Consider the following 24,739-nt stretch of genomic DNA (forward strand, 5'->3'; position numbering starts at 1 on the left):
TCCGGCGCCGTGTGGCCGCTGCTGCTGCTGATTCTCGCCGCCAACGGCGCACCGCTGCTGCTGCGGCAGCTCTGCCGTAACCGCTGGGCGGCGCCCGTGGATCTGGGCCTGCGGCTGGCGGACGGCCGGCGGCTCTTCGGCGCCACCAAGACCTGGCGCGGCATCGGCGTCGCGCTCGTCGCCGGCATGGCCCTGGCACCGCTGCTCGGGCTTCCGCCGCTGCTCGGCCTCGCCGCCGGCGGCCTGGCCATGGCCGGCGACCTGCTGAGCAGCTTCGCCAAGCGCCGCCTGGGACTCAGCCCCGGCAGTCGCGCCCGCCTGCTGGACACGCTGCCCGAGGCGCTGCTGCCTGCGCTGGCGCTTATGGCCCCGCTGAATCTCACCGGCATGGACGTGCTGCTGTTGGTTATGCTGTTCACCCTGGTGCACAGCCTTGCCTCGCGGCTGCTCTATCGCCTGCGTCTCCGGCGCCGGCCCTGGTAGATGGCCCGCACAGCCGGCGCAGCCCCCGGACGGGGCCGACGATACCCATGACCCGCGCATTCAGCATCCTGACCTACAACATCCACAAGGGCTTCAGCATGAGCGGGCGGCAGTTCGTGCTGCACCGCATGCGTGACGCCCTGGCGGGCACGGGCGCGGACCTGGTGTTCCTGCAGGAGGCGCTGGGCGAGCACGCCGCCCATGCCCGGCGCCTGCACGAGTGGCCGGAGTATCCGCAGTTCGAGTTCCTCGCCGACACCGTCTGGCCACACCACGCCTATGGCCGCAATGCCATCTACGACCAGGGCCACCACGGCAACGCCATCCTGAGCCGCTATCCGTTCCGGGTCTGGGAGAACATCGGTGTCTCGCCCTATCCCTTCGCCGCCAGCCGCAGCCTGCTGCACGGCGTGATCCAGGTGCCGGGTGCGCACGAGCGCCTGCATGTGGTCTGCGTGCACTTCGGCTTCTTCGGCGCCGAGCGGCGGCCGCAGATCCAGCGTCTGTGCGCACGCATCGAGGCGCATGTGCCCCACGACGAGCCGCTGATCGTCGCCGGCGACTTCAATGATTGGTCGGGGCGCGCCGAGCGCGACTTCAACGCCGAGCTCGGCCTCAGCGAGGTCTTTCGCCGACTGCATGGCCGCCACGCCCGCACCTGGCCCGCAGTGGCGCCGGTACTGCCCATGGACCGCATCTACAGCCGCGGCGTCACGCCGCTGCGGGCGGAGCGCCTGGGGCTGGCCCCCTGGCACCGATTGTCCGACCACACGCCCCTGCAGGCCTGGTTCCGGCTGTGAGAGACCTGCACCGCTGGCGGCTGCCGAACCTGCTCAGCGCCTCCCGGCTGGTGGCGGCGCCGGTGCTGCTGCTGCTGGCGCTCCAGGGGCACCGTGAGGCCTTCCTGTGGCTGCTCGCCGTCGCCTTCTTCACGGACGCCATCGACGGCACCCTGGCCCGTCTGACGGGACAGGCCAGCCGCTTCGGGGCCATGCTGGATTCCTGGGCCGATGTGGCGGTCTATGCCGCCGTGGCCGTGTCCATGCTCCTGCTCTGGCCGGAGCTGGTGCGCCGGGAGGGCCTGGCCTTCGGTGCCGTGGTGGCGAGCTTCGTCGTCCCCGCGCTGGTGGGCCTGGTGCGCTTCCGCCGCTTCACCAGCTATCACACCCGGCTGGTGAAGCTGGCCGTGGCGGCGACGGCGGCGGGGCTGTTCCTGCTGCTGCTGGACCTGGCCGCCTGGCCGTTTCGCATCGCCGCCGTGCTCGCGGTGCTGGCGGCACTGGAGGAGGTCGTCATCACGCTGCTGCTCGCCGAGGAGCGCTCCAACGTCAGCAGCCTGCTGGAGGTACTGCGCACGCGCCGTCATCAGGACGACGCGCACGACTAGTCCAGCGCTGGGAAAAATCCGATGCCTCGCGATCGCTTGCCAGTCGCGGACTGAAGTTCGCCTGCCCCAGGCTGCCGACTGAAGTCGGCGTACCCGGTGCGGCCTCGACACGACTGCATTGGAGCACCAGTGCATCCTCAGCCCTCAGCCCTCAGCCCTCAGCCCTCAGCCCTCAGCCCTCAGCCCTCAGCCCTCAGCCTCGGCCCCCTGCATAGCCAATCCCTATCGGCCGATGAGAGCCGTCGCACTGATTCAATTGCTATTTCAGCATTTGCTTATATAATGCCGCCTGTCCGCATCGCATGACGCCTGTCGGTGTCACGCGGACCAGCGATAGATCAGATCGACCCTTGCCGACCCGGAAAACCCCAGACAGCCCGCGGCACGATGGCGCACTCACCGCGCCGGGGCGCTGCGGCTGCGAGACGCTTAAGGTGTGAACCATGAAGACGCTTGCCCTCTCCATCTCCGCCGTCGCCTTCGCCGCGGCCACCGCCACCGCCGCCGCCCAGTGGATGGCCCCCGGCTATGCCCCCTACGGCGCCCATGGCCCCGCCGCGCCCCTGCACGCACCGATGACACCAGAACAGTTCGAGGCGATGGCCGAGCGCCAGCGCGCGCTCGCGGAGCGGCAGGGCAAGGCTCTTGAGGCCATGATGGAGCGGCAGCGGGCCTACTTCGAGCGGTTCGCGCCGCCCGCGACCTTCGGTGCGCGCCCGCAGCCGCCCGAGATGCCGGCCTTCGAGCGCCCCGAGCCGCCCACCATGCCCGAGCTGCCGGCCTTCGGCGAGCGCCCCGAGCTGCCGGAGATCGCGGGCTTCGAGCGCCCCGAGCCGCCCGCCATGCCGGAGCTGCCTGCCTTCGGTGAGCGCCCGCAGCCGCCGGCCATGCCGCAGATGCCGCGCATGCCTGAGCACCTGGGCATGCCGGAGATGCCGGCGGCGCCTGAGCTGCCGAGCGTCGAGCTGCCGGAGCTGCCGCCGATGCCCGCCCCGAGCGCCGCCGCCCCGTCGGCTGAGGCCGCCACGGCGGAGCGTGAGACCCGCCAGGCCGAGCTTGCGGCCTACCGCGCGCAGATGCAGCAGCGCGCCGCCGAGCGCCGCGCCGCCATGGAGGCCCTCGCCGAGCAGCGCCGGGCGGCCGCGGCGGCCTATCGCAGCGCACCGCGGCCCGCGGGCTTCGCGCCGGTGCCCATGCCGGCCGGCGCCGAGCGCGCGCCCGCCGAGCAGCCGGCTGCCGACACGCCTGCTGAGGCGCCGGCCAGCTGAGTACCGCCTGCGGGCTCGGACCCGCTACAGGCGCCCGCGGCCCGGAGCCCGCCGCCGCGCGCGCCCACCTGTGCGCCCACCTGTGCGATGGGTGCAGCAAGCGTGCACCAAGCCGCCCCGCCGCTGCGGGGCGTGCCACAAAGCACGCACCCGAAACCCCCGGTCGGCTGCCGCTGGCCGGGGGTTTTTTGTGTCCGGCGCCCGCCGCTTTCGGCACAATGCGGGCGGGCAGCCGCTGCGGCGGGCCGTCCGGCGCCGGGCGATCATTCGCCCCGCCAATGATCAGTATTTGCCAATATTCCAGCCCTGGGTTAGCGTGCGCGCTTGGCGCAAGCGCTCCCTCAGGTGCAACGGCGCCGGCCGCCGCAGCGGACCGCACGGCGCCGGAGCATCTGCGCCGAGCCCGCGCCAGCACCGCTTCCCACCGCACAGGAAGGTCCATGGCCAACAAGCCCGACATCGACCCCCAAGAGACCCAGGAATGGCTCGACGCCCTCGAGGCCGTGCTGGAGCACGAGGGCACCGAGCGCGCCCACTACCTGCTGGAGCGCCTCATCGACAAGGCGCGCCGCTCCGGGGCCTACCTGCCCTTCAGCGCCAACACGGCCTACCTCAACACCATCCCGGTGCAGAAGCAGGAGCGCTTCCCCGGGGACCGCGCCATGGAGCGGCGGATCAGGTCCTTCATTCGCTGGAACGCCATGGCCATGGTGGTGCAGGCGAACCGGCTGTCGACAGAGCTCGGCGGGCACATCTCGTCTTTCGCATCCAGCGCCACGCTCTACGATGTCGGGCTGAACCACTTCTTCCGCGCCGCGAACAAAGACTTCGGCGGCGACCTGGTGTTCATCCAGGGCCACTCCGCGCCCGGTATCTATGCCCGCGCCTACCTTGAGGGCCGGCTCAGCGAAGAGGAGCTGTACGGCTTCCGCCAGGAGGTGGACGGGCCTGGGCTGTCCTCCTATCCACATCCCTGGCTGATGCCGGGCTTCTGGCAGTTCCCGACGGTGTCCATGGGCTTAGGCCCCATCATGGCCATCTACCAGGCGCGCTTCATGCGCTATCTCGCCGACCGCGGCGTGGTGAACACCGAGGGCCGCAAGGTCTGGGCCTTCCTCGGCGACGGCGAGATGGACGAGCCCGAGTCCCTGGGCGCCATCTCGCTCGCGGCGCGGGAGCGGCTGGATAACCTGGTGTTCGTGGTCAACTGCAACCTGCAGCGCCTGGACGGCCCCGTGCGCGGCAACGGCAAGATCATCCAGGAGCTGGAGGCCGTGTTCCGCGGCGCCGGCTGGAACGTCATCAAGGTCATCTGGGGCAGCTACTGGGACCCCCTGCTGGCCCGCGACAACAAGGGCCTGCTGCTCAAGCGCATGGAAGAGTGCGTGGACGGCGACTACCAGGCCTACAAGGCCAAGGGCGGCGCATACACCCGCGAGCACTTCTTCGGTAAATACCCGGAGCTCGCCGAGATGGTCGCCAACATGACCGACGAGGACATCTGGCGCCTGAACCGCGGTGGCCACGACCCGGCCAAGGTCTTCGCCGCCTACGCCGCCGCCATGCGTCACCAGGGCCAGCCGACGGTGATCCTGGCCAAAACGGTCAAGGGCTACGGCATGGGCATCGCCGGCGAGGGCATGAACATCACCCACTCGCAGAAGAAGATGGGCGAGGCGGCACTCAAGGCCTTCCGCGACCGCTTCAACATCCCGATCTCGGACGACCAGATCGGCGCCGCACCCTTCTACAAGCCACCGGCGGACAGCCCGGAGATGCAGTACCTGCACGCGCGCCGCGAGGCCCTGGGCGGGCCGCTGCCGGCGCGCAAGGCGGACTTCCAACCGCTGCCCATCCCGGATCTCGACGCCTTCAGGCAGCTGCTGGAGGCGAGCGGCGAGCGGGAGATGTCCACCACCATGGCCATGGTGCGCCTGCTCACCATGATCATCCGCGACAAATCCATCGGCAGATTCGTGGTGCCCATCGTGCCGGACGAGGCGCGCACCTTCGGCATGGAGGGCATGTTCCGCCAGCTCGGCATCTACTCCCACGTGGGCCAGCTGTACGAGCCGGTGGACTCCGACCAGGTGATGTACTACCGCGAGGAGAAGAACGGCCAGGTCCTGCAGGAGGGCATCAACGAGGCCGGCGCCATGTCGTCCTGGATCGCCGCCGCCACGGCCTACGCCAACCATGGCCAGGCGATGATCCCCTTCTACATCTACTACTCCATGTTCGGCTTTCAGCGCGTGGGGGATCTCATCTGGGCCGCCGGCGACATGCAGGCACGGGGCTTTCTGCTCGGCGGCACCGCCGGGCGCACCACGCTCGCGGGCGAGGGCCTCCAGCACCAGGACGGCCACAGCCAGATCGTCGCCTCCACCATTCCCAACTGCGTCAGCTACGACCCGGCCTTCGCCTACGAGCTGGCCGTCATCGTGCAGGACGGCATGCGGCGGATGTACCAGGAGCGGGAGAACTGCTTCTACTACATCACCGTCATGAACGAGAACTACCCGATGCCGGCCATGCCGGAGGGTGCCGCGGACGGCATCCGCCGCGGGCTGTACCGCTTCAGCCAGGCGGCGAACGGCAAGCACCGGGTGCAGCTTTTGGGCAGCGGCACCATCCTGCGCGAGGTCATCGCCGCCGCGGAGCTGCTGCAGCGGGACTTCGACGTCGCCGCCGACGTCTGGTCCGCCACCAGCTTCAACGAGCTGCGCCGCGACGGTATCGACGCCGAGCGCTGGAACATGCTCCACCCGGACGAGTCGCCGCGGCTGCCCTATGTGGCCGAGCAGCTGGGCGAGACCGAAGGCCCCATCGTCGCCGCCACCGACTACATGCGCACCTATGCGGACCAGATCCGGCCCTACCTGCCGCGCCGGTATTTCACCTTGGGCACAGACGGCTATGGGCGCAGCGACATGCGCAGCCAGCTGCGCAAGTTCTTCGAGGTGAACCGCTGGTACATCGCCGTCGCCGCGCTCAAGGCCCTGGCGGACGAGGGCGAGATCACCCCCGGGCGCGTGCGCGAGGCCATCGAGAAGTACCGCATCGACCCCGAGAAGCCGAACCCGGTGACCGTATGACCACGGTGTTGTTTGCGATCAACGCGACTCGCCAGAGCACGAACCGCATCCAGGAGAGAACACCGTGGCAAGCCTAGAGAACGTCCTGCTGCCGGACATCGGCGACTTTGCCGAGGTGGAGGTCATCGAGGTGCTGGTGGCGCCGGGCGATACCGTCGAGCCCGAGCAGTCGATCCTGACGCTGGAAAGCGACAAGGCGACCATGGAGATCCCGGCGCCCGTCGGCGGCACCGTCAAGGAGGTCAAGGTCAGTGTCGGGGACAAGGTGAGCAAGGATGCCCTGCTGATGACGGTGGAGACCGGCAGCGGCGCGGCCCCTGCCCCGGCAGCGCCGGCCCAGGCGGAGACACCGGCGGAGCCCGCGGCGCCGCAGGCGCAATCCCCGCAGCCGGACGCCCCGCCGCCCGCAGGCCCCGCCGCAGCCGCGCCAGCGCCGGCGCCGGCTGCCGCCGAATCCATCCCCGTGCACCTGCCGGATATCGGCGACTTCACCGACATCCCCGTCATCGAGGTGCTGGTGGCCCCAGGCGACCAGGTGGCCGTGGACCAGTCCATCCTGACCCTGGAGTCCGACAAGGCCACCATGGAGATCCCCTCGCCCGCCGCGGGCGAAGTGGCGTCCGTGAGCGTCAAGGTGGGCGACCAGATCAACCAGGGCGACCTGCTGCTGACGCTCCAGGGCAGCGCCGAGCGGGTGCCGGGCGACAGTGAGCCGGACAGCTCCGCCGAGGAGGCCGAAGTCGCCCAGGCACCGGCGGCAGCGCCGAAGCCGGAGGCATCGGCAGCCCCGCCCGCCGCCGGCCCGCTGCCCGGCGAGTCCGAGCGCCGCAAGGCCCCGGTGCTGCCGCGCCCGTCGGACATGCAGGCTTACGCCCCCGGCCGCACGCCCCACGCAAGCCCCGCAGTGCGCCGCTTCGCCCGCGAGCTCGGCGTGGACCTGACGCGCGTGAAGGGCAGCGGGCGCAAGAACCGCATCCTGAAGGAGGACGTCCAGGCCTTCGTCAAACAGGCGTTGTCCGCCGGCGCACCGCCGACTCCCGCAGGCGCCCTGCCCTTCCAGCTGCCGACGGCGCCGGAGGTGGACTTCGGCAAGTTCGGCCCGGTGGAGACCCAGCCGTTGCCGCGGATCAAGAAGATCAGCGGTCCGCACCTGCACCGGGCCTGGCTGTCGGTCCCCCATGTCACCCAGTTCGACGAAGCGGACATCACGGAGCTGGAGACCTTCCGCAAGGAGCAGAAGGCGGCGGCGGAGCAGGCCGGCGTCAAGCTCACCTTCATGCCCTTCCTACTCAAGGCCGTCGCCGGCGCGCTGTCGCAGATGCCCATCGTCAAGGCATCGCTCAGCGCCGACGGCGAGCGCCTGGTGATGAAGCACTACACCCACATCGGCGTCGCCGTGGACACGCCGAACGGCCTGGTGGTGCCGGTGCTGCGGGACGTGGACAAGAAGGGTCTGCTCGACATCGCCCGCGAGCTCATGGACCTGAGCGGCAAGGCCCGTGACGGCAAGCTGCTGCCCGGCGACATGCAGGGCGGCACCTTCACCATCTCCAGCCTCGGCGGCATCGGCGGCACCGCCTTCACGCCCATCATCAACGCCCCGGAGGTGGCCATCCTCGGCGTCTCACGCTCCGAGATGAAGCCCGTCTGGAACGGGGCCGAGTTCGCGCCGCGGCTGATGCTGCCGCTGTCGCTGTCCTACGACCACCGCGTCGTCGACGGTGCCGACGGCGTGCGCTTCACCACGCTGCTGGCGAGCCTGCTTGGGGATATTCGGCGGTTGTTGTTGTAGGGGGCTGCCCCCTCCTGCACTTTGGGTCAGCGAGGGAGGTGTCATGCATCAATCTTCCGGCCGCAAATCCGCGGAGGCGTCCAAATGAGCGCACTGAGCGATCTCTATGACCGGGATTATTCGGCCTGGGCCGAGAAGACCGCTGAGCTGCTCCGTCAGGGGCGCTTCTCGGAGCTCGACGTCGAGCACTTGGTGGAGGAGCTGGGCGACATGGGCAAGAGTCAACGCCAGGAGCTGGTGAACCGGCTGCGCATCCTCCTCGCCCATCTCCTGAAATGGCAGTTCCAGTACCGGCGGCTCTCGGCGCGCTGGGCCGAATTCGAGGGCAAAAGTTGGCGCAACACCCTGATCGAACACCGGCTTGCCCTCCGCTACCTGCTCGAAGATCACCCGGGTCTGAAGCGTCATCTACCGACAGCCGTCGCCAAGGCGTACCCCCAAGCCCTGGAGCTCGCGGCGCGGGAGTCGCAGCTGTCCGCGGAGACCTTTCCCGCGGCCTGCCCGTACACGCAACCGCAGATCCTGGATCCCGATTTCTTCCCGCAGGCCGAGTCGAGTCAGTCGGGCGGCTGAAACGGCCCTTCCGGGAGCACCGGCTTTCAGCCGGCTCGCTGCCCGCGCGGCTCGATGCCGCGCAGGCGGCGTGCGGGCAGAAGCCTGGGTCTAACCGATCATGCCGGGGGTGTGCGCTGCCCCAAGCGCCCGCGCAGGGCGCCGAGCCCGGCGCGGACGCGGTCGACGGGATGTCGGCGCTCCCGCGCGCTGCCGGGTCGACGCTCCCGGCCACTGTGGCCTTACCTGACCCGGGACATAGCCCAGGCGTCGGCGAAGCTCCAGAATATCGCCTGATACTGAATTTCCACCGGCGCTGTACGAGGTGCGAAAAATGACCGGGCGAGCCGTACGCGAGTCCATCCAGGGGCAGCCGTTCAATGATGTGCTGAACGAGCTGCATGCACACACCTTCTCGGGCTCCCCCGGGGAGTCAGACCCCTTCACGCTCGGCGAGCTGGAGCGGGAGTACATCGCCTATGCGCTGGCGCTCTACTACCAGTGCGGGCACTGCCGGGTGTACCACGGCAAGGTCATCGACCGGCTGCGGGCGAAGGCGGGGCTGCCCGAATGGCACTGGCAGGACGAGCTGGTGAAGACCGTTCTTTTCCTGCGCAGCAGCAAGGCGAGCCTGTCTGAGCCCGAATGGGACGGCTGGGTGGCGTCCTGGCGGCGCTTCGCCGGGCGCATCCACCACCGCCATCCGGGCCTCGCCTGCGCGACCGCCTATGCCGTCGGCATCTCCCGCGCCGACGAGGCACTGATGGACATGGCCTTCGAGTCGTTGAAAGACCGCTGGCCGGACCCGCAGACGCTCCTCGGCGTCATCCGGGACATCGACCGGGTGGTGGTGTTCATGAAGGCGGCGACGTCGAAGAACCGCACGGACCCCATCGTGCGCCGGCAGCTCGGGAGCTGCGGGGTTCGGGTTTAGTCGCCCGCGGGCGCCGCGATCCGCGAGCGCGTGCGTGCGCCCCGGCAAACATTGCCGGGGGCGCGGCATCTTGATGCTTGCTTGAGTGAGCACTAGGATGCCCGTCATGCGCACGACGCTCACCATCGACGACGATCTCATCCAGGCGCTGAAGGACCTGGCACATCAGCGCGGCATCAGCTTCAAGGTACTGGTCAACGAAACGCTGCGGCGCGGACTCAGCGCCGGCGAGCAGCCGCGCGCGGCCGCCGAGCCCTTTCGGGTGATCTCCGCACCGCGCGGCTTTCGACCGGGCATTGACCCCATGAAGCTAAACCAGCTCGCCGACGAGCTCGAAACCGAGCGATTCATCGGCACAGACCATCGAGTCGCCGCCGGGCTTACCAACGGGGACTCGGACGGCGACACCATTGGGGGCGTCGACGCAGCCGGGAGCGATGGCGGGAGCGGCCGCGGATGATCATCCCGGACCTCAACCTGCTGATTTATGCCTACAACGAAGACGCTCCCGGCCATGCGGGCGCCAAGCGTTGGTGGGAGGCCAGCCTGTCGGCGACGCGACCCGTGGGGCTCCCATGGGTGGTCTTGCTGGGCTTCGTGCGGCTGATGTCGAACCGTCGCGTGGTTGAGGTCCCCATGCCCGCCGCTGAGGCGGTCCAGCACTGCAAAGCCTGGCTCGCCCGCCCGAATGCGCGCATCATCCTGCCCGGGCCGGGGCACCTCGATGTGCTCGCCGACCTGCTCAGAGCCGGCTCTGCCGGTGCAGACCTGATCACGGATGCGCATCTGGCGGCCCTCGCCATCGAGCACCAGGCCGAGCTGCACTCCACTGACCGCGATTTCGCGCGGTTCCCCGGCCTTCGCTGGCGCAATCCAATCGCCAACAACTCCTGAGCCGATTAGACCTCTTCTTATGTGAAAGCTGCCTGCCGCCATCCTGCTGACTCGACGACGGCAGACAAGCACCAGACAACCCCCGCACGCCAGAGGCAAGTCCATGACCGACTCCCCCTCCGTCAAAGAGCTCACCGCCCAGGTCGCCGTGCTCGGCGCCGGCCCCGGCGGCTACACGGCGGCCTTCCGCGCCGCAGACCTGGGCCTGCGGGTGGTGCTCATCGAGCGCTTTCCGACCCTGGGCGGCGTGTGCCTGAACGTCGGCTGCATCCCGTCCAAGGCGCTGCTGCACACGGCCGCCATCATCGAAGAGACCAAGGGCATGGGCGCCATGGGCGTGACCTTCGCGCCGCCCGAGATCGACCTGGACAGGATGCGCGCGGGCAAGGACAAGGTAGTCAAGAAGCTCACCACGGGCCTGTCCGGCATGGCCAAGCAGCGTGGCGTGGAGGTGGTCACGGGCACCGGGCGCTTCGAGGGGCCGAACCGCATCGGCGTGGACAGCCGGGAGGGCAAGGTGACGGTGACCTTCGACAACTGCATCATCGCCGCGGGCTCCGCGCCCATCCGCATTCCGGGCTTCCCGCACGACGACCCGCGGGTCATGGACTCCACCGATGCGCTTGAGATCGACGGCATTCCCGAGCGGATGCTCGTGGTCGGCGGCGGCATCATCGGCCTGGAAATGGCGAGCGTCTACGCGGCCCTCGGCAGCAGGATCGACGTGGTGGAGCTCAAGGACCAGCTGATGCCCGGCGCCGACCTGGATCTGGTCCGCGCCTTCCAGAAGGTCATCAAGAAGCGCTACAACAAGATCTTCCTCGAGACCAAGGTCTCGCGCATGGAAGCCACCGGGGAGGGCATCAAGGTGGAATTCGAGGGCAAGTCGCCGGGCGAGGACACCTACGACAAGGTGCTGGTGGCCATCGGCCGGCGCCCCAACGGCAAGCTCATCAACGCCGAGGCCGCCGGCGTCAGGGTGGACGAGCACGGCTTCATCAAGACCGACCAGCACATGCGCACCAATGTGCCGAACATCTTCGCCATCGGCGACGTCGTCGGCGGCCCCATGCTCGCGCACAAGGCAACGCACGAGGCCAAGGTGGCGGCGGAGGTCATCGCCGGCGAGCCGGCGCTGTTCGACCCGCTCACCATCCCGTCCGTGGCCTACACGGACCCGGAAGTGGCCTGGATGGGCCTCACCGAGCACGAGGCCAAGGCCCAGGGCATCGAGGTGGAGAAAGGCGTCTTCCCCTGGGCCGCCAGCGGCCGGGCGCTCGGCATCCACCGCGACGAGGGCCTCACCAAGCTCCTGTTCGACCCGGAGACCAAGCGCATCGTCGGCGCCGGCATCGTCGGCCCCAACGCCGGCGAGCTCATCGGCGAGACCGTGCTGGCACTGGAAATGGGCGCGGACATGGAAGACATCGGCATGAGCATCCACCCGCATCCGACGCTGAACGAGACCATCGGGCTCGCCGCCGAGATGGCGCACGGGTCCATTACGGACCTGCTGCCGCCCAAAAAGAGGGCCTGAGGACTGAGGACTGAGGACTGAGGACTGAGGACTGGGGACTGAGGACTGAGGACTGAGGACTGAGGATCAGCCTATAGGAAGCCCGCTGTCCCGCACCACTTCGCGCGCCGCGCGGCCCAGCGGGCGCTCCCCTGGGGGCGCCGAGTTTCACTCGGCCCACCGCCGACGCGGCTCGACGCCGCGCCCGCGGCTTCAGCACGCTAGACTGTTGGTGATTGCCGCGCCCGGCGGCGCATGCCCGACGCATGGAGACTTCGCATGTCCACCACCGCCGAAGACCTCTATCACCGCTACCGCTTCAGCGTGGATGAATACCTGCGCATGGGTGAGACCGGCATCCTCACCGAGGACGACCGGGTGGAGCTGATCGATGGGGAGATTGTGGATATGCCGCCGATCGGACTGCCCCACTCCGGTGCGGTAAACCGCGTCGCCAACCTGTTCAGCCGTCGACTCGGCGAACGGGTAATTCTGTCTATCCAGAATCCCGTCAAGATCGGCGATTTCTCCCTGCCCCAGCCGGACATCGCACTGCTGCGCCCGCGCGAGGACTTCTACAGCACTGCCTACCCCGCCCCCGACGACATCCTGCTGCTGGTGGAAGTGGCAGAATCCTCAGTCCGCTACGACCGCGAGAAGAAGCTGCCGTTGTACGCCGCCGCCGGCATCCTCGAGTCCTGGCTCGTGGACATCCCTGCCGGCAAGCTCACCCTGTACCGCGAGCCTGCGGCGGACGGCTATCGCACGGCTGTCGAGGCGACCGATCTCAACGGCGTGGCGCCGGCGGCGCTCCCCGACTGCGCGCTCGACCTCCGCGGCCTCTTCGGCTGAGTCGCGGGCACCACCGACCTGGGGCCGCCGAGCTCCACTCGGCCCGCCGCCGGCACGGCTCGACGCCACGCCAGCGGCGTCAGCGCGCAAGACCACCCCAGACGCCCGAGTGTCGAGCATCAACGCCCAGCTCGCCCCTCCCCCGCCGTCGCCGCGCTCGCCGCCGCCAGCGATTTGCGCAGGTCAGTTTCCATCTGCACCAGCTCCGCGGCGGCCGCGGCGCGGGCCCGCTTGCCCTCGTCGGCGATGGCCAGGCTCTCCTCGATGGTCTCGATGAGCGCCTGGTTGGCCTGCTTGACGGTCTCGATGTCGAACACGCCGCGCTCGATCTGCCTGCGCGCCTCGGCGTTGGCGGTCTTCAGGTTCTCGGCGTTGGCGCGCAGCAGCTCGTTGGTGAGGTCCGTCGCAGCCCGGACGGTCTCGGCGGCGCGCCCGGAGCGGTAGATGGTGATGGCCTGGGCCAGCTGCTGGCGCCACAGGGGCACGGTGTTCACCAGTGTCGAGTTGATCTTGTTGATGAGCCCCTTGTCGTTCTCCTGCACCAGGCGGATGCTGGGCAGTGCCTGCATGGCCACCTGGCGGGTGAGGCGCAGGTCGTGCACGCGGCGCTCCAGATCGTCCCGGGCGCCGCGCAGGTCGCGCAGGTTCTGGGCCTGCACCATGTCGTTGGCCTGCTCCACCTCTGCGGCAAGCCTGGGGATGGTCTCCTGGTCCAGCTCCTTCAGCTTGGCGTCGCCGGCGGCGATGTAGTGCTCCAGCTCGCGGAAGTAATTCAGGTTGGCATCGTAGAGCCGGTCCAGGCTGGTGACGTCCGTGAGCAGCCGGGTCTTGTGCCGCTCAAGATCGATGGTGATGCGCTCGATGTGATCGCGCACCTCCTCGTACTCCTGAAGGAACTTCATGATGGGCTTGCCGGCACCGAAGAGGCGGGCGAAGAAGCCCTTCTTCGCGTTCGGGTCCAGGGCCTCCACGTCGAAGCCGCGCAGCGTGCCCACCATCTGGCTCAGCGTGGCGCCGGCGGCGCCAGTGTCCTTGCTGCGCACACCCTCCAGCATCTGGTCCGACACCTCGGTGAGCTGCTGCTGGGCCTTGGCGCCGAAGTGCATGACGGAGCTTGCGTCCGTGAGGTCCAGCTCCGCCAGCAGGCCCTTGATCTGCTGCTGCTCCGCCGGCGGCGCGGCATCCAGCGCGACGATCTCGTTGGCCGGCAACGCCGCGGTCTCATGCACGGCGGTCGGAGTCGCTTGCGACGCCTTAGGGTCTGAAGACGGCTCGCTCATGGTGGCTTTTCTCCGCAGTGGGTCTGTTCGATACCCTGCGAATTCTCCCACACGGGCGCGGTGTGGCGCGCCCGTGGGCAGGCGGCTGCGCGGCCCCGGCGCCGACAGCCGCGCCGGAGCGCGCAGGCGCCGTCGCTCTTGCCGGCGTGCGATACTGCGCCACCGTCCAACGACGCCGGAGCAACCTCGACCATGTCCACCCAATCCCGTCTGCGCACCGCCAAGCCCAGCACAGGCGCTGGACGCTGCCTGCGGCCCGCGATCACCGTCGCAATTTTGCTGGCGACGCTGCTGGCCCTGGGCTGCTCCGGTGCGGGCGAGGACGTGCGGGTGACGCTCTGCAAGGACATCGTGGCGGTGCGCACCGGTGCAGAGCCGGTGTTCGAGCCCGCGGACGTGCGCACCCGCGGCTATCAGGGCGCCGAAGTCCGGCTCGCCTATCAGGTCGGCGAGAGCCCCGGCCGCGCCACCTGCTTCTATGCGCACGATGCGGTGGAGGACACCGCCGATCAGCTCGCGAATCCGCTCAACGCCTATGCCACCTCCCCGGAGCGGGTGGTCATTACCGGCGAGACACTGAGCCGCCCGGCGCTGGCGGAGGCCGTGAAGCAGGCCATGCTGAAGCAGGGCCGGCACCTCGTCGAGCAGGCCGGCGACATGGCGCGCAAGGCCGTCACGCAGTGAGCTTGAGGTGCTGCAGCGGCGCGCCCTTGCCCCCAGCTCGGCCCCCAGCTCGGCCCCCAGCTCGGCCTCAAGCTCGGCCCCCAGCTCGGCGCCAAGCTCGGCCCCAACCCCGGCCCCGATCTTGGCCCTGATCCTGGCCTTGATCCTGGCCCTGACCTCGGCCCTGGCGACCGCCGCCGGCCCCGCACCGACAGCCGATCAACCCCTTCCCGGCGCCCAAGCACAGCCGCCCGCCATGCCGAGCCGCCCACCCATCGTCATCGCCCACCGCGGCGCCAGCGCCTACCGCCCCGAGCACACCCTTGCCGCCTACCAGCTCGCCATCGAGCAGGGGGCGGACTTCATTGAGCCGGATCTGGTGCCGACCCGCGACGGCGTGCTTGTCGCCCGCCACGAAAACGCCCTCTCCGACACCACGGACGTGGCGGCGCGCAAGGACTTCGCGGATCGGCGCACCACCAAGACCATCGACGGCGAGCCGGTCACCGACTGGTTCACCGAGGATTTCACCCTCGCAGAGCTTGCCGCCCTCCGCACCCGCGAGCGCATCCCCGACATCCGGCCCGCCAACAGCGCCTTCGACGGGCACTTCGGCATCCCGACCCTGGCAGAGATCATCCAGCTGGTGCGCGACGCCGAGCGGGACACGGGCCGCCGGGTCGGCATCTATCCGGAGATCAAGCACCCCACCTATTTCCGGCACACCGGACGCCACCTGGACGGCCGTCCCATCGGCATGGACCTGGGCGCCATGCTGGTGGCGGAGCTCAGGCGGCTGGACTTCACCGACCCCGCACGGGTCTACATCCAGTCCTTCGAGCCCGCGTCGCTGCTGGCACTGAAGCGCGAGACCCTGCCCCAGCACGGGCTGGCGATCCCGCTGGTGCAGCTCATCGGCGATGTCACCAACCGCTTCGTCAACGCCGGCGGCGGGGGCTTCTCCCGGCCCTTCGACCTGGTGTACCACGCCCGCAACGGCGACGACCTGGACGCGATCTACGGCATGCAGCTCGCGAGCGTCATCCGCCGGGGTGGCGGCTGGGAGGCCGGCTATGGCGCACTCGCCAGCGCCGAGGGCGCGGCGGCCATCGCCGGCTACGCAGACGCCATCGGCCCCTGGAAGCTCCTGATCTTTCCGCGCCGGCAGCTCCCCGACCCCGCGGACGGCGATGACGACGGTCGCGCCGAGATCACCCAGCAGCTCACCGGCGAGCAGACCCCGCTGGTGCGCATGGCCCATGCCGCGGGTCTGGCGGTGCACCCCTACACGCTGCGCCCGGAAGAGCCGTTTCTGGCGCTCAGCGCGGCGGGTGCCCCCCAGTCCTTCCGCGACGAGCTGACGCAACTGCTGGCCGCGGGCGTGGACGGCCTCTTCAGCGACGACCCGGCGGCGGCCAGGGCGGCCGTTCGGGCGCACCAGGCCACAGCACCGTAAGCAACGCCTGCCGCCGCGAATACCGCGCCCGGACGTGCCCGACATTGCGCGAGCCCAGCGCGGGTGCCGCCCCGACCCGCTATACTGCACCCTTTGCAAACAAACACGCGTTTAACTCGGTCTTGGCGGCGGGCAGCCGCATCTTCTGCCGACCGCATCGCCGCCGATCGTCCACGGGGTCTCCATGTTCCTCCGCCTCCTGCTGGTTTTTGTGATTCTCGCCGCGCTCGTGGGCGGCCTCGCCTATATGAAATACGAGCAGGTGACGGCCCAGATCGCCCAGTTCTCGGCGCCCATGCCGCCGTCGTCCGTATCCGAGGTGCGCGTGGAGACGCAGCGCTGGCAGCCGCAGCTGGATGCCGTCGGTAACGTACGCGCGGTGCAGGGCGTCATGGTCAACAATGAGGTGCCGGGGCAGGTGGAGACCATCCGCTTCGAGTCCGGCGACCGGGTGCGCGCCGGCCAGCCGCTGGTGCAGCTGGACACCACCGTGGACGAGGCGGACCTGAAGGGGCTTCAGGCGTCGCTGGAGCTGGCGCAGCTGCAGATCGAGCGCAACACCAAGCTGCTGCGCGACCGCGCGGTCTCCCAGGGTGACGTGGATCAGATCCAGGCCGAGCTGTCCCGGGCCCGGGCCGCGGTGGCCGCCAAGCGGGCGCTCATCGACAAGAAGACCATCCGCGCACCCTTCGACGGCGTGCTCGGCATCCGCCGGATCGACATCGGCCAGTATCTGCCGGAGGGCTCCGGCATCGTGGCGCTGGAGGCGCTGGACCCCGTATTCGTGGACTACAAGCTGCCGGAGCGCCACCTGGCCAAGCTCACCGAAGACCAGGCGGTGGAAGTGCGCGTGGCGGCCTACCCGGACCAGGTCTTCACCGGCCGCATCCAGGCCATCAGCCCCACCGTGGACCAGGGTACCCGCAACGTGCAGGTGCGCGCGCAGCTGCCGAACCCCGAGGGGCGGCTGCGGCCCGGCATGTTCGCCAAGGTGGCCACCCTGCTGCCGGTGCGCGAGCGGGTGCTGGCGATTCCGCGTCGGGCCGTGTCCTTCAACACCTACGGCGACTCGGTGTTCCTGATCCAGGAGCAGCCGGCGGACAGCGAGACCACGGCGGAGCCGGGGGCAGACACAAGCCCGGCGGCGTCCGACACCGCGCCCAAGCTCGTGGTGACCCGCAAGCAGATCACCACCGGTGCCGTGCGCGATGACCTGGTGGAGGTCACCGACGGCCTCGCCGCGGGCGACCGCGTGGTGCTGGCGGGGCACCAGAAGCTGCGCAACGGCGCCGAGGTGCAGATCGTGCAGGACGCCGGGATGGCACCGGGCGAGCTGGATCAGGCCGCGCTGGCGCCGGCGCAGTCTCCCGCAGAGGCTGGCGACGGCTCATGAGCTTCACCGACATCTTCGTCCGCCGGCCGGTGCTGGCGAGCGTCGTGAGCCTGTTGATCTTCATCCTGGGGCTCAGGTCGTTCCTGGGGCTTGAGGTGCGCCAGTACCCCGAGACCCGCAACACCGTGGTGACCGTCTCCACCGCCTATCCCGGCGCCGGCAGCGATCTGGTGCAGGGCTTCATCACGACGCCCCTGCAGCAGGCGGTGGCCGAGGCGGACGGCATCGATTACCTGACCTCCACCAGCACCCAGGGCATGTCCACCATCGAGGCGACCCTGCGCCTCAACTATGACCCGAATGCCGCCATCGCGGAGATCCAGGCCAAAGTCGCAAGCCGCCTCAATGTACTGCCGGAGGCGGCCCAGAACCCGGTGATCACCTCCACCACCGGCGATGCCACCGCGCTCATGTACCTCGCCTTCTACAGCGAGGAGCTGGGGCTGCCGCAGATCACGGACTACCTGCTGCGCGTGGTGCAGCCGCAGCTTCAGGCGCTGGAGGGCGTGGCCAAGGCGGAGATCTTCGGCAACCAGACCTATGCCATGCGCGTCTGGCTGGACCCGGACCGCATGGCCGCGCTCGGCATCAGCGGCGCCGATGTCGCCGAGGTGCTGTCCGCCAACAATTATCTCGCCGGCGTCGGCAACCTGCGCGGCGACATGGTGCAGGTGGACCTGGCCACCAACACGGATGTCAGTGACGTCGAGGACTTCCGCGACCTGGTGATCCGCGCCGACGCAAGCGCCCTGGTGCGCCTGCGCGACATCGCGGAGGTGGAGCTCGGCTCCCAGGACTATGACTCGGCGACGCTCTACAAGGGCATTCCGGCCATCTTCATCGGCATCGAGCCGACCCCGGGCGCCAACCCGCTCGACGTCGCCGAGCGCGTGCACGAGGCCCTGCCGGAGCTCAAGGCCCAGTTCCCGGAAGGGCTTCAGGCGCACATCCCCTACGACGCCAGCGAGTTCATCGAGGAGTCCATCGACGAGGTGTTCAAGACCCTCGCCGAGGCGGTGCTCATCGTGCTGTTCGTGATCTTCCTGTCGCTCGGGTCCGTGCGCGCGGCCATCGTGCCCTCGGTGACGGTGCCGCTCGCCATCGTCGGTGCGGCCTTCCTGATGCTGCTGATGGGCTTCTCCATCAACCTGCTGACGCTGCTGGCGCTGGTGCTGGCCATCGGGCTGGTGGTGGACGACGCCATCGTGGTGGTGGAGAACGTCCACCGGCACATCGAGATGGGCAAGCCCCGTATGCAGGCGGCCATGGACGCCGCCCGGGAGCTGGCGCTGCCCATCGTCGCCATGACCACGACCCTGGTGGCCGTCTATGCACCCATCGGCTTCATGGGCGGGCTGGTGGGCTCGCTGTTCGTGGAGTTCGCCTTCACCCTGGCGGCGGCGGTGCTGATTTCGGGTGTCGTGGCGCTGACCCTCTCGCCCATGATCTCCGCCCGGGTGCTGCGCCCGGCGGGTCAGCAGGGGCACTTCGAGCAGAACGTCGAGCACTTCTTCGACGGGCTCGCCAGGCTGTATGCACGCACGCTGCGCTGGTGGATCAGGTATCCGAGCAGCACTGTGCTGGTGGCCCTGGTGGTCATCGCGAGCATCTGGGCCATGTACAGCTTCTCGGAGAAGGAGCTGGCGCCGACGGAGGACCAGAGCATCCTGTTCTTCATGGCCACGGCGCCGCAGACTGCCACCGTGGACTACAACAAGCGCTACGTGGAGCAGCTCCAGCGCACCTTCGAGCAGGTGCCGGAGTACCAGGAGAGCTTCATCATCGCGGGCTTCATGGGCGACACCAGCACCACCTTCGGCGGCTTCAAGATGCCGCAGCCCTCACAGCGCGAGCGCTCCCAGATGGATGTGCAGCCGCAGCTCCAGGGTATGCTGGGCGGCATCGCCGGCTTCGACGCCGTGGCCTTCCCGCGCCCGAGCCTGCCCTCCCCCGGCCAGGGCATCCCGGTGGAGTTCGTGCTGGTCTCCGACGCGCCGGTGGAGGAGCTGGCCGACTATGCGGACGCCATCGTCGGCCGCGCCATGCAGAGCGGCAAATTCATGTTCCTGAGCAAGGACATCAAGCTGACCCGCCCGCGCACCATCATCGAGGTGGACCGGGACCTGGCCGGCGACCTCGGCATCAGCATGCGTCAGCTGGGGCAGTCGCTGGCGTCGATGCTGAACCAGGACTATGTCAACTGGTTCAGCCTGGCCGGGCGCAGCTACCAGGTGATCCCGCAGGTGCCGGACGCCGCCCGCAATGACCTGGAGAAGATCCAGGACTACCAGATCGCCACGGCTTCCGGCGAGCTGGTGCCACTGTCCACGCTGGTGAGCGTGCGCAAAGAGGTCGTGCCGTCCAAGCGGGTGCAGTTCCAGCAGCTGAACGCCGTCACCCTCTCCGGCGTCATGCTGACGTCGCTGGGCGAGGCCCTCGACTACCTGGAGACCACCGCGCAGGAGGTGGCCCCACGCAACGTGCGCTTCGACTACAAGGGCGAGTCGCGCCAGTTCAAACAGGAAGGCGCGGCGCTGGAGATCACCTTCTTCCTGTCCATCCTGGTGATCTATCTCGTGCTGGCGGCCCAGTTCGAGAGCTGGCGGGACCCGTTCGTGATCCTGATGTCCGTGCCGCTCAGCATCGCCGGCGCCATGGCGTTTCTGTTCCTTGGCTTTGCGACCGTGAACATCTACACCCAGGTCGGCCTGATCACCCTCATCGGCCTCATTGCCAAGAACGGCATCCTCATTGTCGAGTTCTCCAACCAGCTGCGCGAGCGCGAGGGCCTCGACAAGCGCGACGCCGTGGTCAAGGCGGCGATGATTCGCCTGCGGCCCATCCTGATGACGACGGTCTCCATGCTGGTGGCCATGATCCCGCTGCTGACGGCCAGCGGCCCAGGCGCCGTCAGCCGCTTCGACATCGGCCTGGTCATCACCACGGGGCTCGGCATCGGCACGCTCTTCACGCTGTTCATCGTGCCCGGCATGTACGTGCTGGTGGCGTCCAAGCAGACGCAGCAGCAGACCGAGGCCGCGGCGGCGGCGCGGGCCTGAGCGGCGGAGCCGGCGGTCCGCCTCGGGGCCAGGTCCACCCACTGCCGGCCAACAAGGCTGATGACACTGATCGACGGACTGATGCGGTGGATGCCCGGTTCAGGCCCGCAGTCCACGAGACACCGATCTGAGCGCGCCGACTCGCCCGCCCCCCGGCGAGCGCGTGTCGGTCCGCGGGACTGGAAATCGGACCGGCCAGCCCGGGTATCGCCAACGATTCAACCCCGCGCTATGCTCCCCCGCCATGGATAGCATCGCCTCGCCCCACGACACCTTCTTCCGCGAGAGCTTCACCCGCCCAGAGGTCGCCCGCGACTTCCTGCGCTGCCAGCTCCTGGCGGCGTTGCTTGCGCAGCTGGACCTGACGACGCTGATGATCAGCAAGGACACCTACGTCGCAAGCGACCTGCGCACGGCCTACTCGGACCTGGTCTACCGGGTCGGCTATCGCGGCGAAGCCCTGAACGTTTATCTGTTGTTCGAGCATAAAAGCTGGGCCGAGCACTGGACGGCGCTCCAGCTCCTGCGCTACATCGCCGCCGAGGGCGAGCAGTACCGAGAACAGCATCCCAAGGCCCGGCACCTGCCGCCGGTCTTCCCGCTGGTGATTTACCACGGCGACCGGCCCTGGCGGGCGCCCGCGGCATTCCAAGACCTGGTCAAGCCGTTGCCGGACAGCCTGGCGCCCTTCGTGCCGAGCTTCGGCTACCGGCTGGTGGATTTGTCCGGCCCCACTGATGCCGAGATCAAAGGCCGGGTGCTGACGCGGCTGGTGCAGCTTGCCATGCGCTGGGTCTTCGACGCCCAACCCGTCGAGCGGCTGCGCGAGCTGCTGGCGCTCATCGAGCAGATCGAAGACCGCGACACCGCGGTCCAAGTGCTGGAATCCCTGCTGCGCTATTTTGTCCAGGGCACGCAACGTGTCGACGAGCCCACCGTCCGAACACTGCTGCAACAGACCTCTACCGGAGAGCCGATCATGCAGACCTTCATCGACCGCTACATCGAGCAGGGCATCAACCAGGGCATCAGTCAGGGTCTCGATCAAGGCCAACGCCTCGGCGAAGCAACCGCGCTGCTGCGTCTGATCGAGCGCAAGTTCGGCCCGCCCAGCGACAGCGTGCGCGAGCGCGTGCTCGCCGCCGACAGTGACACCCTGTTGGAGTGGCTTGATCGCATCCTCGTCGCCGAGTCCCTGGACGCGCTGCTGCACTGACGGCGACGAGGCACTTGGGTTGCGGGGCGGCGTTGGCCGCAAGCGCGCTGAGCCCGAAGCGCCTAAAACCATGCGATCTTGGTCTTTACGAATCCGCGAAGAAGGCAAGCAGATCGGCGCGCGCAGAGGCATTCAGCCCAGCGAGGCGCGCAGGCTCTCGGTGCTCCTGGAAAATTGGCGCGGCCCGGTTGCCGAGCAAGTCCGCGCACGGGTCGAAGCAGCCAACCCGGAATCACCCATCACGCTGTTCATCGTGCCCGGCATTTACGTGCTGCTGGCCCCCCGGCAGACGCGGCATGAGCTGGCGGCGAGCGCGGCGGCACGGGCGTGAGCCTCTGCCAGCCGCCGGTGGGGCCAGCTCCCCGTGGGTGCGAGCTCCAGCCCCGACGCAGGTCTCTGGCGTAGGACGGATAAGCGCAGCGCATCCGCCGCTCGGCGGGCCGTAACCCCTCCCTGCCGGCGACACTGCTCCGGCGGTGTCAACCTGTGCCGGCGCTCTGCCGCGGGCGATCGGGCGAGCACGCGCCCAGGCTTGCAGGGCGGCGGCGGATGCCCTGTCCCCGCTCATGGCTCCTTCGTATACTCGCCCCCCAAGCCGCGCCGAGACGCAAGGACACCGATGAGCCACGACCAGAACTTCAAGAACCTGATCGTCGACTACCCGCACCAAGCGGTGCAGTTCTTCGCCGCCGACGAGGCCGCGCATGTGGACCAGAGCGTCCGCATCATCCCCATCCGCGAGGAGCAGCTCAAAGACCGGCTCGGCGACCGCTTCCGCGAGCTTGACACGCCGTTGCTGGTCGAGTGGCCGGACGGCCGCCGCACGGCCTTGCTGTTCGTGCTGGAGGAGGAGACGGACACGTCCAAGTTCTCGATCCACCGCCTGGCGCACTACTGCTTGGACCTCGCCGAGCTGTTCGAGACCGACCGCGTGGTGCCGGTGGCCATCTTCCTGCGCGACGGAGACCCGGCGGCGTCGCTGACCTTGGGCGGGGACCGCTACGACTTCCTTACCTTCCGCTACCTCGCCTGCGCCCTCCCCGACCTGCCCTGGGAGGCGTGGCGCGACAGCGACAACATCGTCGCCCGCGTCAACCTCCCCAACATGCGCTACGCTCCCAGCGAGCGCGTCGCCGTCTACGCCTTGGCGCTGCGCGGGCTCGTGCAGTTGGAGCCCGATCCCGAGAAACGGCTGAAGTATGCCGACTTCGTCGACATCTACGCCAACCTGACCGACGCCGAGCGCGAGCAGTACGAACGCGACTATCCCGAGGAGACCAAGACCATGCAGTCATTGACCACCCGCATGCGAGAAGAAGGCGAACGCATCGGTGAGCGGAGAGGCATCCAGCTTGGCGAAGCAGCGATGTTGCTGCTTCTACTGGAAGACAAGTTCGGCCCGGTTCCCGAGCAAGTCCGCGCACAGGTCGAAGCAGCCAACCCGGAATCCCTGCTGCGGTGGTCCCGGCGGGTGCTCAGGGCCGAGAGCATCGAAGACGTGTTCCGGTAACCGCCACCACCCGCTTAGCATGCCAGTATCGATCCGGACCCTGCACATCGCCCAAGAAGCACTCGGGCAGCCGCGGCAGCCCGTCTCGCTGCGCCTCGCCTGCCTCGTCACCGGCCTTACCAGCCGGCAGCGCGTGGATACTGCAAGGCACCACCGGCACGGGCAAGGGCATGCTGTTCAACGACATCATCCGGCCCCTGATCGGGGATGCGTACTGTCGCGCGGTCGGCCTCGGCAACCTGGAGGAGCAGTTCAACGGCTTTGCCGCGGAGACCATCGTGCTGTTCGTGGACGAGGTGGACACCGACCAGGTGCGGCAGATGCTCAAGCTCATCGCCCGGCTCAAGCGCTGGATCACCGAGCCGCGCATCGAGCTGCGCGCCATGCGGCAGGACCTGCGCAACCTGGACAACCACTTGAACCTGATCCTGGCGTCCAACCAGCCCAACTCGATGCGCATCGAGGCCAACGACCGGCGCTGCACCGTCTGTCCGCGGCAGGAGGCCAAGCTGCTGGACCCCGGTGAGGACGGTGCCGAGCTGGCGCAGCGTATCGCGAAGGAATTGCCCGCGTTCGCGGACTACCTGCGCTCGCGCCCGGCGGACCGCAGCCTGGCCGGCAGTGCGCTGGACACACCGGCGAAACGGCTGTTGCAGGCGATCACGCAGACCGCCATCGAAGAGGTTGCCCATGCCTTCCGTTATGGCGACCTAGCGTACTTCGTCGAGCAACGCCCGCTCGGTGCCGACGCCATGCCGCGCACCGTCCCAGCGCGGCTTCGGTGGCCAGTGGCACGCGGAGCCGGAGCAGATCGCCGCATGGCGCGCGCTGCTGGAAGCGGAGGCGCAGCCGGGGTTCACGCAAGGCCCATTGCCCGATGAGCCGCCGGCGGTGCGTCGCCCGCTGCTGACCAGCGAGCCGGAGGATGCGGCCTAAGCCGCGGCTCAGCCCCGCCCGAGCCTGCCGGCCTGTGGCGGGGCTGTTTGGCTGAGCGCTGCCGTCGTCATTCTGGAGCCGGGGCTGTTCCCGGTCTCAAGCGGATGATGGCGGCTGCGCTTGGCTGATTTTTCGTCTCCTTTCGCGCGCATCCAGGCTGGGTGGCTGGAGCGGAGAAGGGGGTGGGTTGGTTCTGCTGGGTCCCATCTGGTCGACAGGGACCCCACCCTCCGAAGCAGCGCGTTCCTCTGCCAGCATCACGAACGCGCCGTCTGTCTAAGCCGCAAGTGCCTGGAATCGCGTGGGAGGGGCGCGAACGCCCTATCAGGCACCGTCTCACTGATCGGAGCTGAACCCATGTCCAGTCTCCCAATGAATCTTGCCGATGCGTCGCTGGTGCTGCTCGCCGAGTACCCGGGCCACGGGCGCATGTTATCGACGCATGTCCGAGAC

Annotated in this window: 21 protein-coding genes; 20 read left to right on the forward strand and 1 reads right to left on the reverse strand. The window is 68.9% G+C overall.

Features of this window, described 5'->3' with window-relative positions:
• The first annotated feature begins 9 nt into the window (after positions 1-9).
• From QZ607_RS13880 to QZ607_RS13935, 12 genes are all read left to right on the forward strand, one after another.
• A complete protein-coding gene (locus QZ607_RS13880) occupies positions 10-483 on the forward strand; it encodes a CDP-archaeol synthase (protein ID WP_295883654.1) in 474 nt (157 codons plus the stop codon).
• Between the two features lie 47 nt (positions 484-530).
• The gene (locus tag QZ607_RS13885) at positions 531-1,283 is read left to right on the forward strand and encodes an endonuclease/exonuclease/phosphatase family protein (RefSeq protein WP_295883656.1); all 753 of its coding nucleotides are present in this window, start codon (positions 531-533) and stop codon (positions 1,281-1,283) included.
• The gene (locus QZ607_RS13890; protein ID WP_295883658.1) at positions 1,280-1,870 is read left to right on the forward strand and encodes a CDP-alcohol phosphatidyltransferase family protein; all 591 of its coding nucleotides are present in this window, start codon (positions 1,280-1,282) and stop codon (positions 1,868-1,870) included. Before QZ607_RS13885 ends, QZ607_RS13890 begins: the two co-directional genes overlap by 4 nt.
• 443 nt (positions 1,871-2,313) lie before the next feature.
• On the forward strand, positions 2,314-3,138 hold the full coding sequence (locus QZ607_RS13895) for a hypothetical protein (RefSeq protein ID WP_295883659.1): 825 nt from the start codon (positions 2,314-2,316) through the stop codon (positions 3,136-3,138).
• Positions 3,139-3,578: 440 nt separating this feature from the next.
• Positions 3,579-6,233 (forward strand): pyruvate dehydrogenase (acetyl-transferring), homodimeric type, encoded by a 2,655-nt coding sequence (aceE, locus tag QZ607_RS13900; protein ID WP_295883662.1) that lies wholly within the window; start codon positions 3,579-3,581, stop codon positions 6,231-6,233.
• Between the two features lie 64 nt (positions 6,234-6,297).
• On the forward strand, positions 6,298-8,025 hold the full coding sequence (aceF, locus tag QZ607_RS13905; protein WP_295883664.1) for a dihydrolipoyllysine-residue acetyltransferase: 1,728 nt from the start codon (positions 6,298-6,300) through the stop codon (positions 8,023-8,025).
• Positions 8,026-8,109: 84 nt separating this feature from the next.
• Positions 8,110-8,598, forward strand: a complete 489-nt coding sequence (locus QZ607_RS13910) for a DUF29 domain-containing protein (protein WP_295883666.1) — start codon at positions 8,110-8,112, stop codon at positions 8,596-8,598.
• 313 nt (positions 8,599-8,911) lie between these two features.
• Positions 8,912-9,511 (forward strand): hypothetical protein, encoded by a 600-nt coding sequence (locus tag QZ607_RS13915; protein ID WP_295883668.1) that lies wholly within the window; start codon positions 8,912-8,914, stop codon positions 9,509-9,511.
• A gap of 106 nt (positions 9,512-9,617) precedes the next feature.
• Positions 9,618-9,971 (forward strand): CopG family transcriptional regulator, encoded by a 354-nt coding sequence (locus QZ607_RS13920; RefSeq protein ID WP_295883670.1) that lies wholly within the window; start codon positions 9,618-9,620, stop codon positions 9,969-9,971.
• On the forward strand, positions 9,968-10,405 hold the full coding sequence (locus QZ607_RS13925) for a type II toxin-antitoxin system VapC family toxin (protein ID WP_295883672.1): 438 nt from the start codon (positions 9,968-9,970) through the stop codon (positions 10,403-10,405). The genes QZ607_RS13920 and QZ607_RS13925 overlap by 4 nt, the downstream gene beginning before the upstream one ends.
• A gap of 103 nt (positions 10,406-10,508) precedes the next feature.
• On the forward strand, positions 10,509-11,942 hold the full coding sequence (gene lpdA / locus QZ607_RS13930; protein WP_295883674.1) for a dihydrolipoyl dehydrogenase: 1,434 nt from the start codon (positions 10,509-10,511) through the stop codon (positions 11,940-11,942).
• A gap of 258 nt (positions 11,943-12,200) precedes the next feature.
• Positions 12,201-12,773: a Uma2 family endonuclease gene (locus QZ607_RS13935; protein WP_295883676.1), complete on the forward strand. Its 573-nt coding sequence runs from the start codon at positions 12,201-12,203 to the stop codon at positions 12,771-12,773.
• A gap of 119 nt (positions 12,774-12,892) precedes the next feature.
• On the opposite strand, the gene QZ607_RS13940 is transcribed toward QZ607_RS13935, so the two are convergent.
• Positions 12,893-14,002 carry a toxic anion resistance protein gene (locus QZ607_RS13940; RefSeq protein WP_295883677.1) on the reverse strand — a complete coding sequence of 370 codons (1,110 nt, stop codon included), beginning with the start codon at positions 14,000-14,002 and terminating at the stop codon, positions 12,893-12,895.
• A gap of 243 nt (positions 14,003-14,245) precedes the next feature.
• On the opposite strand from QZ607_RS13940, the gene QZ607_RS13945 reads away from it, so the two are divergent.
• The 8 genes from QZ607_RS13945 to QZ607_RS13980 all read left to right on the forward strand — a co-directional run bounded on the left by QZ607_RS13945 (position 14,246) and on the right by QZ607_RS13980 (position 24,231).
• The gene (locus QZ607_RS13945; protein WP_295883679.1) at positions 14,246-14,737 is read left to right on the forward strand and encodes a hypothetical protein; all 492 of its coding nucleotides are present in this window, start codon (positions 14,246-14,248) and stop codon (positions 14,735-14,737) included.
• A 235-nt stretch (positions 14,738-14,972) separates the two neighbouring features.
• Positions 14,973-16,172, forward strand: coding sequence for a glycerophosphodiester phosphodiesterase family protein (locus QZ607_RS13950; protein WP_295883681.1), 1,200 nt, complete (start codon positions 14,973-14,975; stop codon positions 16,170-16,172).
• A 184-nt stretch (positions 16,173-16,356) separates the two neighbouring features.
• Positions 16,357-17,565, forward strand: coding sequence for an efflux RND transporter periplasmic adaptor subunit (locus tag QZ607_RS13955; protein WP_295883683.1), 1,209 nt, complete (start codon positions 16,357-16,359; stop codon positions 17,563-17,565).
• Positions 17,562-20,624: an efflux RND transporter permease subunit gene (locus QZ607_RS13960; RefSeq protein ID WP_295883685.1), complete on the forward strand. Its 3,063-nt coding sequence runs from the start codon at positions 17,562-17,564 to the stop codon at positions 20,622-20,624. Before QZ607_RS13955 ends, QZ607_RS13960 begins: the two co-directional genes overlap by 4 nt.
• 244 nt (positions 20,625-20,868) lie before the next feature.
• Complete coding sequence (locus tag QZ607_RS13965; protein ID WP_295883688.1) at positions 20,869-21,840, forward strand: Rpn family recombination-promoting nuclease/putative transposase; 972 nt, start codon at positions 20,869-20,871, stop codon at positions 21,838-21,840.
• Positions 21,841-21,859: 19 nt separating this feature from the next.
• A complete protein-coding gene (locus QZ607_RS13970) occupies positions 21,860-22,171 on the forward strand; it encodes a hypothetical protein (RefSeq protein ID WP_295883689.1) in 312 nt (103 codons plus the stop codon).
• Positions 22,172-22,459: 288 nt separating this feature from the next.
• Positions 22,460-23,350 (forward strand): hypothetical protein, encoded by an 891-nt coding sequence (locus QZ607_RS13975; protein WP_295883691.1) that lies wholly within the window; start codon positions 22,460-22,462, stop codon positions 23,348-23,350.
• Positions 23,299-24,231 carry a primase-helicase family protein gene (locus tag QZ607_RS13980; protein WP_295883693.1) on the forward strand — a complete coding sequence of 311 codons (933 nt, stop codon included), beginning with the start codon at positions 23,299-23,301 and terminating at the stop codon, positions 24,229-24,231. The genes QZ607_RS13975 and QZ607_RS13980 overlap by 52 nt, the downstream gene beginning before the upstream one ends.
• The last annotated feature ends 508 nt before the right edge of the window (positions 24,232-24,739 follow it).

This window comes from uncultured Thiohalocapsa sp. (assembly GCF_913063425.1).
Lineage (GTDB): Bacteria > Pseudomonadota > Gammaproteobacteria > Chromatiales > Chromatiaceae > Thiohalocapsa.